Annotated in this window: 10 protein-coding genes; 4 read left to right on the top strand and 6 right to left on the bottom strand. The window is 70.1% G+C overall.

Annotated elements, in window-relative coordinates; all coding sequences use genetic code 11:
- Positions 1-23: 23 nt before the first annotated feature.
- Positions 24-4,733 (bottom strand): ATP-dependent helicase, encoded by a 4,710-nt coding sequence (locus ACFY9N_RS10535; protein ID WP_391478499.1) that lies wholly within the window; start codon positions 4,731-4,733, stop codon positions 24-26.
- A gap of 70 nt (positions 4,734-4,803) precedes the next feature.
- On the opposite strand from ACFY9N_RS10535, the gene ACFY9N_RS10540 reads away from it, so the two are divergent.
- Positions 4,804-5,211, top strand: coding sequence for a DUF6157 family protein (locus ACFY9N_RS10540; protein WP_391478500.1), 408 nt, complete (start codon positions 4,804-4,806; stop codon positions 5,209-5,211).
- 6 nt (positions 5,212-5,217) lie between these two features.
- Here the strand turns inward: ACFY9N_RS10540 and ACFY9N_RS10545 are convergent, their stop codons facing one another.
- Complete coding sequence (locus tag ACFY9N_RS10545) at positions 5,218-6,819, bottom strand: ABC-F family ATP-binding cassette domain-containing protein (protein WP_391478501.1); 1,602 nt, start codon at positions 6,817-6,819, stop codon at positions 5,218-5,220.
- Positions 6,820-7,145: 326 nt separating this feature from the next.
- On the opposite strand from ACFY9N_RS10545, the gene yiaA reads away from it, so the two are divergent.
- Complete coding sequence (gene yiaA / locus ACFY9N_RS10550) at positions 7,146-7,619, top strand: inner membrane protein YiaA (RefSeq protein WP_391478502.1); 474 nt, start codon at positions 7,146-7,148, stop codon at positions 7,617-7,619.
- Positions 7,620-7,647: 28 nt separating this feature from the next.
- Here the strand turns inward: yiaA and ACFY9N_RS10555 are convergent, their stop codons facing one another.
- The gene (locus tag ACFY9N_RS10555) at positions 7,648-8,334 is read right to left on the bottom strand and encodes an alpha/beta hydrolase (protein WP_391478503.1); all 687 of its coding nucleotides are present in this window, start codon (positions 8,332-8,334) and stop codon (positions 7,648-7,650) included.
- A gap of 106 nt (positions 8,335-8,440) precedes the next feature.
- Between ACFY9N_RS10555 and ACFY9N_RS10560 the strand changes: the two genes are divergently transcribed.
- Positions 8,441-9,052 carry a DUF4916 domain-containing protein gene (locus ACFY9N_RS10560; protein WP_391478504.1) on the top strand — a complete coding sequence of 204 codons (612 nt, stop codon included), beginning with the start codon at positions 8,441-8,443 and terminating at the stop codon, positions 9,050-9,052.
- A 42-nt stretch (positions 9,053-9,094) separates the two neighbouring features.
- Here ACFY9N_RS10560 and ACFY9N_RS10565 read toward each other — a convergent pair whose 3' ends face one another.
- Positions 9,095-10,159, bottom strand: a complete 1,065-nt coding sequence (locus ACFY9N_RS10565) for a threonine aldolase family protein (RefSeq protein WP_391478505.1) — start codon at positions 10,157-10,159, stop codon at positions 9,095-9,097.
- A gap of 62 nt (positions 10,160-10,221) precedes the next feature.
- Here ACFY9N_RS10565 and ACFY9N_RS10570 point away from each other — a divergent pair, with 62 nt between their 5' ends.
- Positions 10,222-11,703: an MFS transporter gene (locus tag ACFY9N_RS10570; RefSeq protein WP_391478506.1), complete on the top strand. Its 1,482-nt coding sequence runs from the start codon at positions 10,222-10,224 to the stop codon at positions 11,701-11,703.
- 18 nt (positions 11,704-11,721) lie between these two features.
- On the opposite strand, the gene ACFY9N_RS10575 is transcribed toward ACFY9N_RS10570, so the two are convergent.
- Both ACFY9N_RS10575 and ACFY9N_RS10580 read right to left on the bottom strand, forming a co-directional pair.
- Complete coding sequence (locus ACFY9N_RS10575) at positions 11,722-12,363, bottom strand: SDR family NAD(P)-dependent oxidoreductase (RefSeq protein ID WP_391478507.1); 642 nt, start codon at positions 12,361-12,363, stop codon at positions 11,722-11,724.
- Between the two features lie 130 nt (positions 12,364-12,493).
- Positions 12,494-13,933, bottom strand: a complete 1,440-nt coding sequence (locus ACFY9N_RS10580) for a DUF6421 family protein (protein WP_391478508.1) — start codon at positions 13,931-13,933, stop codon at positions 12,494-12,496.
- Between the last annotated feature and the right edge of the window lie 51 nt (positions 13,934-13,984).

Genomic DNA, 13,984 nt, shown 5'->3' on the forward strand with positions numbered 1-13,984 from the left:
GGGGCGGGCAGAGGGGCGGGCTCTCACACCGCCTTGCGGAGCGTGAAGCCGCGCGGGGTGGCGACGAACCCGGCCTCCTGCAGGGCGAGGGCGAGCGGGGTGCCGTAGACGCCCTCGCCGTCGATCTTCTCGACCGTGAGGGTGTCGAGTCGGCGCGCACGGGCGGTGGCGGCGAGGTCGGCGGCGGCCGCGGCGAGCACCTCGGCGTCGTCGGTGAAGGAGAGGACCGTGCGTCCGCCGCGTTCGAGGTAGAGCACGAGCGCGCCGTCTACGATGACCACGAGCCCGCCGGCCTTGCGCCCGGGGCGATGCGAGACGCCGTCGCGGCGGGGCCACCCGAGTGCGGCACCGTAGGGGCTGGCGGGATCGGTCGCGGCGAGGGTGACCGTCTTGCGGGGAGGCGGGTCGGCGAGGCCGGCGAAGGTGCGCAGGCGGTCGACGGTGGCGGATGCCGCGAACTGCGCCGCCCCGAGTTTCTCGATCACGTAGCCGCGCCGGCAGTGCCCGGCCTCCTCGAAGCCGGCGAGCACGCGGTAGGCCTGGGCGAATCCGCCCGGCACGCCCTCCGCCTGCACGGCGCCGCGCGTCACGACGCCGTAGCGGTCGAGGAGGAGCCCGGCGGTCACCGTCGCGCGGCGTGCGGGGTCGGTCTCGGCGGCGGGCAGCAGCGACCAGCGTCCGCCGATCGCGGTGGGACGTGCGGGGGTGCGTCCCAGCGAGACGCCCCGGTAGGTGCGCGTGCGCGGAGCCCGGCGGGTCACCCGATGCGCCTGAGAGCCACCGGCGAGGAGCGAGCGGATCGGGGCGAACGTGTCGTTGGTGACCTGTCCCGACCAGGTGAGCGCCCAGAGCGCCTCGAGCACCAACTGTTCGTTCTCGGCTCCGGTCATCTCCTTCAGCTGTGCGGCGAAGTACGCGCCGCCCTCGCGTGTGCCCGGCCCGCCGAGTGCCCCCAGCAGGCGGGCCTCGAGCGAGTCGGTCGCGATCTCGGTGTCGGGTTCGGGCAGGGTGAACGGCGCGAGGTCGGCGGGGTGCAGGGACACCCACCCGTCGCGTCCGGGGAGCGTGCCGTGCCCCGACCAGATGACCTCACCCGAGGAGGTGAGCTCGTCGAGCATGCCCGGCGTGTAGTCGCGCACGCGGGAGGGCAGCACCAGCGACTCCCAGGCGCTCGCGGGAATCGGCACCCCCGCGAACTGCTCGATCACGGCGAGCACGCCGTCGATGCCTTCGAGCGGCCGGGCGAGATGCTGCCAGTCGGGCAGGAAGCGCGCGTACGCCTCGGGGGAGACCGGTTCGACGCTGCCGCGGATGGCGGCGAGAGAGCGCATGCGCAGGCGGCGCAGCACCTCGGTGTCGCACCACTCGATGTCGTCGCGCGCTCCGGGCGCCGCTGCGGTCGAACTCCCCGTCGGGGCCGATGCCTCGGGTAGGAAGTACCCGCTCGTGAGGCGGCCTGCGTTCTCGAGGCGCTGGAGCGTGTGCCGGGCGACGGCTGCGCCGATGCCGAAGCGGGTGGCGACGGCATCCGTCGTGAAGGGGCCGTGCGTGCGCGCGTGCCGCGCGACGAGGTCGCCGAGCGGATCGGCGAGCGGCTCGAGGAACGCGACCGGGATGCCCGTGGGAAGCGCCGCGCCGAGCGCATCGCGCAGGCGCCCGGCATCCTCGATCGCCGCGATGCGCTGGACGCCGGCGATCGTCACGGGGATCGCGCGCCGGGCCTGCACGAGGGCCTCGAGGTGCGCCGCGGCGATGCTCTCATCGGGTTCTTGATCATCGTCCGGTGCGAGTCGGGCGGCGACCTCGGCGGCATCGAGCGGCCCGAGAAGTCGCAGGAGATCGGCGGTGCCCTCGAGACCGCGCGCGCGGCGCTCGGGATCGAGCCGCTGGGCCTCGCGTTCGAACTGGGCGATGACCTCGGGATCGAGCAGCTCGCGCAGCTCGACGGTGCCGAGCAGTTCGCCCAGCAGCGCCGGGTCGACCGAGAGTGCGGCGGCTCGGCGTTCGGCGAGCGGAGAGTCGCCCTCGTACATGAATGCGCCCACATAGCCGAACAGCAGATCGCGGGCGAACGGCGAGGGCTGAGCAGGCTGCGTCTCGACCAGGCGGATGCGCCGGTCGGCGATCGAGGTCGCCAGCCGCCGCAGCGAGGGCAGGTCGTAGACGTCCTGCAGCACCTCGCGGAGCGTCTCGAGGATCACCGGGAACGTCGGATGCCGCCGCGCGACCTCGAGCAACTGCGCGGAGCGCTGGCGCTGCTGCCAGAGCGGGGTGCGGCGGTTCGGGTTCGTGCGCGGCATGAGCAGCGCGCGGGCGGCGCACTCGCGGAAGCGCGAGGCGAAGAGCGCCGAGCCGCCGACCTCCTCGGTGACGAGGTGTTCGAGTTCGTCGGGATCGAAGACGAACAGCTCGGCGCCGGGCGGTTCGGCCTCGGCATCCGGGATGCGCACGATGATGCCGTCGTCGCTCGCGACCGCAGAGCCCTCCACGCCGAGGCGTTCGCGCACGCGGGCATTGATCGCGAGAGCCCACGGGGCGTGCACCTTCATGCCGTAGGGGGAGTGCAGGATCACTCGCCAGTCGCCGACCTCGTCTCGGCCGCGCTCTACCGTGAGTGTGCGATCCGTCGGGAGGGTGCCGGTCGCCTCGCGCTGCTCGCTGAGGTGGGCGAGAAGGTTGGCTCGGGCCTGCTCGTCGAGCCCCGCGTCGATCAGGCGCTGCGCGGCCTTCTCGGGCGACGCGGCCGACACCTCCCGGGAGAACGCACCGAGCGCTTCGCCCAATTCGAAGGGGCGGCCGATGCCGTCACCGTGCCAGAACGGCACCTTGCCGGGCTGACCGTACGCGGGGATCACGTTCACGCGGTCGTGCGTGATCTCGGCGATCCGCCAACTGGTCGTGCCGAGCGTGAAGACGTCGCCCACGCGAGACTCGTAGACCATCTCCTCGTCGAGCTCGCCGACCCGCGCCCCGGTCGACTCGCCCGCCACGAACACCCCGAACAGTCCGCGGTCGGGGATCGTCCCGCCGCTCGTGACGGCGATGCGCTGCGCTCCGGGGCGACCCGTGAGGGTGCCGGCGTCGCGGTCCCAGACCAGCCGCGGGCGCAGTTCGGCGAACTCATCGGACGGGAAGCGTCCGGCGAGCAGGTCGAGCGTCGCCTCGTAGGCCGAGCGCGGGAGCGACTGGAACGGCGCCGAACGGCGAACGGTCTCGAACCACTCCTCGACGCTGATCGCACCCAGCGCGCTCGCCGCGACGGTCTGCTGCGCGAGGATGTCGAGCGGGTTGCGCGGCACCTGGATCGCCTCGATCTTGCCGGCGAGCATCCGCTCGGTCACGATCGCGGTGTGCAGCACGTCGCCCCGGTGCTTGGGGAAGAGCGCTGCGCGGCTGATCTCGCCGACCTGGTGCCCGGCGCGACCGACCCGCTGCAGCCCGGACGCCGCCGAGGGCGGGGCCTCGACCTGGATCACGAGGTCGACGGCTCCCATGTCGATGCCGAGCTCGAGGCTGCTCGTCGCGACGACGCAGCGGAGAACGCCCGACTTGAGCTCCTCCTCGACGAGGGCGCGTTGCTCCTTCGAGACCGAGCCGTGGTGGGCCTTCGCCAGCACTGGATCGGCGCCCGCGGTGGCACCCGCCTGCGCCATCATCTGGGCAGGCACGGTCGGATCGGGCAGTTCGACGCCGATGCGGTCGGAGTAGATCTCGTTCAAGCGGCCGGTCAGGCGCTCGGCGAGTCGGCGCGAGTTCGCGAACACGATCGTCGAGTTGTTCTGCAGGATGCGATCGACGATCGCCTCTTCGACGTGCGGCCAGACCGATCCCGTCACCTCGGTGTACTCGGCATCCGCCGTGTCTCCGGCCCCGGTTGCTGAGCCTGCCGAAGTGCCCGGAGGCGGAGGCGGGTTCGTCATGTCGTCCATCGGCACGACGACGCCCAGTTCGAACGTCTTCGACGCCCGGGGCGCCACGATCTCGACCGGAGCCGAACCGCCGAGGAAGCGGGCGACCTCGTCGATCGGACGCACGGTCGCCGACAGGCCGATGCGCTGCGCCGGTGACTCGGCGCCGTACGACGACCGCAGCGCGTCGAGGCGCTCGAGGCTCACCGCGAGGTGGGCCCCGCGCTTGGTGGCGGCGACCGCGTGCACCTCGTCGATGATGACCGTGTGCACGCCGCGCAGCGTCTCGCCGGCGCGGCTCGTGAGCATCAGATAGAGCGATTCGGGTGTCGTGATGAGGATGTCGGGCGGATCGGAGACCAGCTTGCGACGGTCGCTCGAGGTGGTGTCGCCCGATCGGACCCCGACCGTCACTGCGGGCGAGGGAGCCCCGAGTCGGCGGGCCGACTGCCCGATACCGACGAGCGGGGAGCGCAGGTTGCGCTCGACGTCGACGCCGAGCGCCTTGAGCGGCGAGATGTAGAGGATGCGCGTGCGCGGAGTGTCGTCTTTCTTCGCCTTCTTCGCGGCATCCGCCTTCTTCGCGGCATCCGCCTTCTTCGCATCCGTCGCCGACGCTTCGGCCATGCGCTCGCGGAAGACGCTGTCGATCGCCCAGAGGAACGCCGACAGGGTCTTGCCCGAGCCGGTGGGCGCGACCACGAGCGCGTGCTTCCCCGCCGAGATCGCGTCCCAGGCCCCTGCCTGAGCGGGTGTGGGCGCGGGGAACGCGCCCCGGAACCAATCCTGTGTGGGCGGGGTGAAGCGCTCGAGCACGTCACTCATACGTCCATCTTGGTGGAGGCCACCGACATGGGGCTCGACGCTTGTCGGAGGTAAGGGAGATGCTGTATCCATGGCGCACACGACGAACTACTTCGACACTTTCATCGAGGTTGCGGAGGACTGCCCGACGGAGCACGCGCAGGAACCGCCGATCGCGGAGTCTCCGTCGATCGCGGCCCTGCACTATCGATTGATCGCCGAACAGCCGTACTCCCGCACGTCAGACGACGTGATCTTCGAGACGTACGCCCTGCGCGCGGGGGTCGCCGTCGACGATGCGCTCGAGCGCGCCCTGTTCTTCTCCATGGGCCGCCCCTGCCTGCGCTCCTCCCCGCTCGGCAAGCGCTACGGCTGGGGCCTGCACCACGACGATCAGGGCCGCGTCGCGCTCGTCGCCCGCGAGTCCGACGAGTACGCGCTGCGCGCCGCCGACCCCGACATCGCGCACACCCGGGCGATGCGGAGCAAGCGGGCCTGAGCGCCCTCACACCTGCTGCAGCATCCCCTCGCCATCGATTTCGAGCATGAGATCGAGATCGAGACGCCCCAGGAAAGCGTCGTCGTGGCTCACGACGAGCACGGCGCCGCGATAGGCCGTGAGCGCATCGACGAGCTGATCGACCGTGTCGAGGTCGAGATTGTTCGTCGGCTCGTCGAGCACCACCAGTTGCGGTGCGGGATCCGCCAGCAGCAGCGTCGCCAGCGCCACCCGGAAACGCTCCCCGCCCGAGAGCGCGGCCACCGGTCGGTCCGCGGTCGCGCCACGGATGAGGAAGCGCGCGAGTCGGTTCCTCAATTCCTTCTCGGGCACGTGCGGGGCGGCTGTGGCGATGTTCTCGAACACCGTGCGCGTCTCATCGAGGCCGTCGACCCGCTGCGGCAGGTAGCCGACGTGATCGACGTGCGCCTCGGCATCCGCTCGGTCGTCCTGCGGCGCAGCTCCCGAGACCAGACGCTCGAGGAGCGTCGTCTTGCCGGCACCGTTGCGGCCGATCAGTGCGACCCGCTCCGGGCCCTGCACGACCCACGATCGCTCCGCGTCGCCGATCGTGGCGATGCGGCGGGTGCGCGAGACCTGCGGATCCGGCAGCTCGATCCTCATCGACGCCTCGGAGCGCACGCGGCGGCCGGCTTCGTCGAGCGCGGCGCGCGCGGCATCCTCCTTCGCCCCGACCTCGGTCCGCAGCTTGCCGGCCGACACCTCTGCTGCCATCTTCCGGCCATGAGCGATGATCTTCGGGACGCGCTTCTCGACTTCGGCCTTGTGCGCCGTGCGCGCGCGGTGCGCGAGCTTGGTCTCGGCCTCGATGCGCTGTCGTTTCTCCTTGCGCACGGCCTGGGCGGCGTCGCGCTCGGCCTGTCGCGCGGCATCCTGCTCGGCATCCAGCCACGCGCGCCACTCCGAATACGGCCCACCGAACACGCTCAGCGCGCGGCCGAAGAGTTCGGCGGTGTCGTCCATCAGCTCGAGCAGTGAGATGTCGTGACTGACGACGATCAGGGTGCCCTTCCAGGAGGTCATCATCGCGGCGAGCTTCGCGCGGGCGTCGCGGTCGAGGTTGTTGGTGGGCTCGTCGAGCAGAGTGATCGGAGCGCGTCGCAGACGGATGCCGGCGATCGCCACGAGCACGGCCTCGCCGCCCGAGAGTTCCCCGACGCGACGGTCGAGGAACTCGGGTGAGAGGCCGGCCTCGGCGAGGGATGCCGCGGCCCGCGCCTCGATGTCCCAGTCGTCGCCGACGGCGTCGAAGTGGGCGGGGTCGACGTCTCCGGCGGCGATCGCGCGGACGGCATCGAGCGCCGTCGCGATCCCGAGGAGGTCGGCGACGCGCCGTTCGACGTCGAGCGTCAACTGCTGTGGCAGATACGCGACCTCGCCGGTCACGGTCATCGTTCCGGCGGTCTGCGTGAGGTCGCCGGCGATGAGGCGGAGCAGCGTGGACTTGCCGGCGCCGTTGCGACCGACCAGCCCGGTGCGACCCGAGCCGAAGGCGCCGGAGACGGCGTCGAGCGCGGTCGAGCCATCCGGCCAGGTGAAGGTGAGGCGGTCGAGGACGACCGACGAGTGAAGGGAGGGTGTTGACACGGTGGTGTCTCCTGTCGAGTGCGAGGGTGCACTGACACCGGGCCTTGCACGGCGGGTCTCCTCTGCGACGCCATCGAGGGCGGGAGGAGAGCGGCCGTGAGAAGTCGGCGATCGTCGGGTCAGCGCGCGGAAAGAGGAGCGCGGAGGCGACGGATCAGATCAAAGGACTTCCAGACACGGCGGACAGGACGTGAAGACGATACCCCCGACGGATGCCGCCGTGCAACCCGGGCGTGTCGCATCCGGTACGCATGCCGTTCGCGGAATGCAGCAGGGTCTATGTTCATTGCCACGCAGACATACTGCATAAACCGGAGGGGTACATCATGGATCAGCAGAACCAGCAGGTGGTGCTCGGGCGGCCCACCGCAGCATTCGTCGGAGCGTCCTGGGTGGCGCTCGGCATCGGGGCGTCGCTCTTCTTCATCGGGCTCTACAACGCCCACATGGTCCTCGCCGAGAAGGGATTCCTGTTCACGGTCTTCCTGCTCGGCATCTTCGCGGCGATCTCGGTGCAGAAAGCGGTGCGCGACCGGGCGGAAGACGTGCCGGTGACCGGCGTGTACCTCGGTGTGTCCTGGGGCATGCTCCTCGCGGCACTCACGCTGATGACCGTCGGACTGTGGAATGCGGATCTCCTGCTGTCGGAGAAAGGCTTCTACGGGATCGGATTCACGATGAGTCTGTTCTCTGTGGTCGCGGTGCAGAAGAACGTGCGCGATCTCGCCGCGTTCCGCGAGGCGCAGCCCGCGCGGGAGCGCCGCATGGCGCCGCTGTTCCCGCCGCCCCCGCAGGTCTGAGCGAGGCGAGTGATGAGGGGTGGGCGGCTCAGGCCGTCCGCCCCTCGGTCGCGTTCGGCCTCGCGCCCTCGAGGCCGTCGAGCCAATGCGCGAGGAACTGGTGCACGTCGCCGAGTTCGTCTTCGGAGATGCTGTGCGTGAGTCCCGTGTACACCCGACCCGAGAGCGTGGAGTGGTCGGGGAGCCACTGCGAGGTGTGCGTGATCAACGCCTCGGGGATCACGTCGTCCGCCGATCCGCGGCCCCAGAACACCGGCGTCCGCAGCTCGCGCAGCGCCTCGTCGTCGGGGAGGTCGCCGGGGGTGACGTACCCGCTCAGGGCGACGACGGCGCCGAGCCGCTCGGGCGCGAGGCGCAGGGTCTGGAGGGCGACCGCCGCGCCTTGAGAGAAGCCGAGGAGGGCCACCGACGGTGCGTCGTCGGCGGCGCCGTCGAGCCACCGCAGGAACGCCGTCGCCGCGACCGTCACGTCTTCGGATCGGCGGCCGTTCAGTCCCTCGATCGGGTACCACGACCGGCCCGGCGTCGGGAACGGCGGGTCGAGCGGCGCGGCGACGGATGCCACGGCGATGCCCGTGGGCAGATACGGCGTCAGGCCGATGAGGTCGTGCTCGTCGGCGCCGTACCCGTGCAGCAGCACCAGCAGCGGCTTGCCTTCGCGATCGCCCGGCATCCACCGGGTCGCGGCGTCGTCGATCGTCAGCTCCTCGCTCATGCCGTCCATCCTGCCAGGGGGCGCCGACACCGGGGCCGGCTGCGCGTGCGTACGTACGACGGGTCCGGCCATAGGGGATGTCGGATGCTGCTGGTAGAAAGGACACATGGCGGTGCGCACACCTGATCCCGACCCCGAGCCCGACGACGACGGCCTCGGCGGCTTCGGCGACGGTGCACCTCAGCCCCCGACACCCGACGCGAACCCCGGGTGGCTCAGTGACTTCGAGCTCGCAGAGGCGCGTCGGCACCTGCCGATGCTCTACGTCGAAGCGATCCCGGTGCGCACCGACGGTGCGGGCCAGGTGAGCGAGATCGGCATCCTGCTCCGCTCCACGCCGATGGGCGAGATGACGCGCACGATCGTCTCCGGCCGCGTGCGCTTCGGCGAGACGATCCGCGACGCGCTGTTCCGCCACGTCGAGAACGACCTCGGGCCGATGGCGTTCCCTCTGCTTCCGCCGCAGCCGCTGCCGTTCACGGTGGCCGAGTACTTCCCGATCCCGGGCGTCAGCGCCTATCACGACGACCGGCAGCACGCCGTGTCGCTGGCCTTCGTGGTGCCCGTCACCGGCACCTGCGAGCCGCGTCAGGACGCGCTCGAGGTCACCTGGTTCTCGCCCGAGGCTGCGGGCTCCGACGCGGTGTGGTCGGAGATGGAGGGCGGTCGCGGCACGCTCATCCGCCAGGCGCTCGCGAGCCTCGGCCTGCTGCGCTGACAGCGTTTCGCCGAAGCTCCGCCGGGTGCGGACCCTGAGTTCTCAGGCCGTGAGGCGCGCGAGCTCCGTGACGAAGGCGTCGACGTCGTCCTCGTGCGTATCGAAGCTGCACATCCAGCGGACCTCGTTGCGTGCGGCATCCCAGTCGTAGAAGCGGAACGACTCGCGCAGCGCGTCGGCGACGCCATCGGGAAGCGTCGCGAACACGCCGTTCGACTGCGTCGGCTGCGTGAATGCGACGCCGGTGATCGAACCTGCGGCGATGCCCTGTTCGATCTCGCCGCGAAGGCGAGCCGCCATGGCGTTCGCGTGGCGCGCGTTGCGCAGCCACAGGTCGTCCTCGAGGAGAGCGATCAGCTGCGCCGACACGAAGCGCATCTTCGACGAGAGCTGCATGTTGAACTTGCGCGAGTAGACCAGGCCGTCGGATGCCTCGGGGTTCAGCACCACCACGGCTTCGCCGAGCATTGCACCGTTCTTCGTGCCGCCGAAGCTGAGCACGTCGACACCGGCATCCGTGGTGAAGGCGGCGAGCGGGAGGTCGAGGGCCGCGGCGGCGTTGGAGAGGCGGGCGCCGTCGAGGTGGAGCTTCATGCCGCGCTCGTGCGCGTGATCGGCGATCGTGCGGATCTCGTCGGCCGTGTAGAGGGTGCCGAGCTCGGTCGACTGGGTGATCGAGACCACCAGCGGTTGCGCGCGGTGCTCGTCGCCCCAGCCCCAGGCCTCGCGGTCGATGAGCTCGGGGGTGAGCTTGCCGTCGTCGGTGGGCACCGTCAGCAGCTTGAACCCGCCGATCTTCTCGGGCGCTCCACCTTCGTCGACGTTGATGTGCGCGGTCGTCGCCGCGATCACCGCGCCCCAGCGGGGGAGCATCGACTGGAGGCCGGTGACGTTCGCGCCCGTGCCGTTGAACACGGGGAAGGCCTCGGCGCGCTCACCGAAGTGGGAGCGAACGACCTCCTGCAGGCGCGCGGTGTAGGCATCGCTGCCGTAGGCGCCCTGGTGGCCGTCGTTGGCGGTCGCGATCGCGGCGAGCACCTCGGGGTGGATGCCGGAGTAGTTGTCACTGGCGAAGCCCCGGATCGCGGGGTCGTGCTGAATGGTCACCGACCCAGCCTATTCGCCCCTACCCGTATCGGATGTCGGTGGCCCTGAGTACCCTCGAACCCATGCAGCGAACCGCAGCGAATCGGGCGTTCCTCAACGTCCTCGTCAACACGCTGATCGCCAATGTGACGACCAGCTTCCTCTGGTTCGCGCTCACTTTCTGGGTCTACATCGAAACCCAGTCGGTGCTCGCCACCGGAGTCATCGGTGGTGCGTACATGCTGTTCGTCGCGTTCTTCGCGATGATGTTCGGCACGATCGTCGACCGGCACCGCAAGCACGCGGTCATGGTGCTCTCGAGCGTGATCTCGGCGGTCGCCTTCCTCGTCGCCGGCGTGCTCTACCTCTGGCAGCCCGAAGCGGCCCTGCTCGATCTGGGCGGGCCGTGGTTCTGGCTGTTCTCTGGTGTGATCCTGTTCGGCGGCGTGATCGAACAGCTGCGCAACATCGCTCTCTCGACCACCGTCACGCTGCTCGTGCCCGAAGAGAAGCGCGCCAACGCCAACGGTCTGGTCGGCACCGTGCAGGGCATCGCGTTCCTCGTCACGAGCGTGTTCTCAGGGCTGTCGATCGGGTTCCTCGGCATGGGGTGGACCCTCGCGATCGCGATCGCGGCGATGGCGCTCACGTTCGCGCACCTGCTCTTCATCCGCATCCCCGAGAGCGAGCCGCAGGTCGACCTCGAGTCGAAGAGTGCGGTCGACTTCCGGGGCAGCGTGCGGGCGATCCGGCAAGCGCCCGGCCTCTTCGCGCTGATCATCTTCTCGACCTTCAACAACCTCATCGGCGGCGTCTACATGGCGCTCATGGACCCCTATGGGCTGACGCTCTTCGACGCGCAGACGTGGGGCTTCGCCCTGGCGTTCGCCTCGACCGGTTTCCTCATCGGCGGCGGGCTGGTGGCCAAGTTCGGCCTGGGCAAGAAACCGATGCGCACCATGCTGCTCGTCGTGATCGCGATGGGGCTACTCGGGGCGGTCTTCATGCTGCGCGAGTGGTGGTGGCTCTACGTGCTCGGCATGTGGGTCTACATGGCCCTCGTGCCACCGGTCGAGGCCGCCGAGCAGACGGTGATCCAGAAGGTCGTGCCCTTCGAGCGACAGGGACGGGTCTTCGGTGTTGCGGCGGCCATGGAGGCCGCGGCGGCGCCGATCACGGCGTTCCTCATCGCCCCGCTCGCCGAGTTCCTCATCATCCCGTACATGGACAGCCGCGAGGGCCAGCAGCAGTGGGGCTGGTTGCTCGGTGAGGGCGAGGCCCGAGGCATCGCCCTGATCTGCCTGTTCGCCGGGCTCATCATGGTGGTCGCGGCGACGCTCGCGTTCTTCACGAAGTCGTACCGCAAGCTCACGGTGCTCTACGCCGAGGCGCCCGAGCAGAAGATCCCCGGCGAGGACGGGGGCGAGGGCGAGGGTGAGGGCAAGGGCGACGGCGAGGCGTCTCTCACCGGTAGCGGCGGCGATGGTGCTGAGCATGCGGACGCGCAGGGGAAAGGCCGCGCGCCCGATGCGCCCCCGATCATTCCCGGCGCCTCGCAGTTCTGATCAGCGCACGCTGTTTCGTCACTCCAGGTCGATGACCCGGTCGTTCAGTTCGGCGGCGTCCGTGTCCCACAGGCCGGCGATGCGCGGTGCCAGTAGCGCCGGGTCGAGAGCCTTCGCGCGGAACACCACGGATGCCGCGCGCAGCGGTTCCCCGGCGTCCCGGGCCGACTTCGCGAACCCCTGGGCGACGGCGCGCGCCCACGCCTCGCTCGCCGCCTTCACCGCGGCGTAGGTCGCCCCACCCGCCAGAGGCCGCGCGACGGCGTTCGACGAGACGATGGCGAAGCGTCCGGCGTCGGACGCCCGAAGGGCTCCGTCGAAGGCGCGGCTCGTGGCTCGCACGGCATCGAATGCCGGCAGCAGTGCCGCGAAGTCCTCGTCACTCTGTCCGGCGAGCCCGCCTCCGCCGCGCCAGCCCCCGACGAGGGGGATCACGGCATCCACCCCGCCGAGATCGGTCACAAGTCGCTCGGCCAGCGCGGTCATGTCATTGAGCTCGGTCGCGTCGGCCACCTCGACCCGCGCCCCGGCATCCGCCAGCGCCCGGAGCCGATCGGCCGAGCGTCCGGTCGCGACGACACGCATTCCGGCCGCGAGGAGATCGCGAGCCACGGCGAGGCCTGAGACGCTGGTGGCTCCGGCGAGAACGATCGTCTTCATAGTTCCACTCTCCACGAAAAGAAGGCTTCCGCGGCCGGTGCGGGCGGAGTCGTCCGCAGAACCCGCGCCGACCGCGGAAGCAGGGCGCCCCAGCGTCACATCTTCACCGCCTGCGGCGGCAGCCGGTGGATCAGTCGTCGGTGCCGCGGATTCCCACGGTCGACTCGATCACGGTCTTCATCTTCTTGTCGAGCGCCTCGAAGAACATCGACAACGGGAACTCGTCATCGAGCACGGCATCGGTGTATCCCTTGGGCGCTCCGGCGAGGATCTCGTCGGACAGGCCGCGAGCCCACTGGGACGCCGGGTGCGGCGTCAGCACCGAGCGCACGAGGTCGTACGCGGCGAGCCAGTGCGCGGTCTTCGGGCGGTCGATCGAGTGCCAATACAGGTCGTCGATCGCGTCGCCGAGCGCGACGACCGCGTCGGGCACGCCCGCCCAGTCGAACGCGAGTGCGGTGTCGGTCCAGTGCAGCACGCCGCGCTGGTGCAGCCACGCGAACAGCAGCTGCCCGCCGAGTCCGTCGTAGTTGCGCACGCGCGACCCCGTGATCGCAAAACGGAAGATGCGGTCGAAGATCACCGCGTACTGCACGAGCGGTGCGTGCTCGAGCATCTCGCGCTCGGAGTCGGTGAGGTCCTCCCCGACCTCGCTGCGCGCGGTGAGCGCGCGCTCGATCTTCACCGACTCGCGGAACGCGGTCAGGTCGCAGCGCATCTCCTCGAGCGAGTAGAGGAAGAACGGCATCCGCTGCTTGATCATGAACGGGTCGAACGGCAGGTCGCCGCGCATGTGCGTGCGGTCGTGGATGATGTCCCACATCACGAACACCCGCTCGGTGAGCGCCTGGTCGTCGAGCATCTCGGCGGCGCGTGCGGGCAGGTCGAGCTTGGTGATCTCGGATGCCGCGCGCGTGACGCGACGGTAGCGGGCGGCCTCGCGATCCTGGAAGATCGCGCCCCACGTGAAGGCGGGGATCTCGCGCATCGCGACCGTCTCGGGGAACAGCACCGCGGAGTTCGTGTCGTATCCGGGCGTGAAGTCGACCAGACGCAGCGAGACGAAAAGCTTGTTGCCGTAGTCGCCGGCCTCGAGCGCACCGATGAACTCCGGCCAGATCGTCTCGACGATCAGGGCCTCGACGAGGCGATCGCTCGAGCCGTTCTGCGTGTACATCGGGAAGACGACGAGGTGACGGATGCCGTCGACGCGGTGCTCCTGCGGTTGGAAGGCCACGAGCGAGTCGAGGAAGTCCGGCACGCCGAAGTCCTCGGCGGCCCAGCGGTCGAAATCCACCACGGATGCTGCGAGATAGGCGGCGTCGTGTGGGAAGGCGGGGGTGAGGGCGCGGATGCCGGCAGTGATCGCGCCGACGAGCTCCCGGGCCGCCGCGTGGTGCGCGGCGTCGGGGATGGATCCGTCCTTGATCTGCATCTCGCGGATCGCGATCGCGGCGTCCTTGAGTTGCGCCCACGCGGCGCTGTGCTCGACGATCGAAGCGTCCTCGACGACCTCGGGTTCGCCGACGATGGCCTGAACAGCGGAACTGTTGGCAGAAATGATGGACATCGGGACCTCCGATCGGAGAAATAGACGGAAACTTTCCTGCGTAAACGGGAA

The organism is Microbacterium sp. NPDC008134, from assembly GCF_042957055.1.
Classification (GTDB): Bacteria; Actinomycetota; Actinomycetes; order Actinomycetales; family Microbacteriaceae; genus Microbacterium.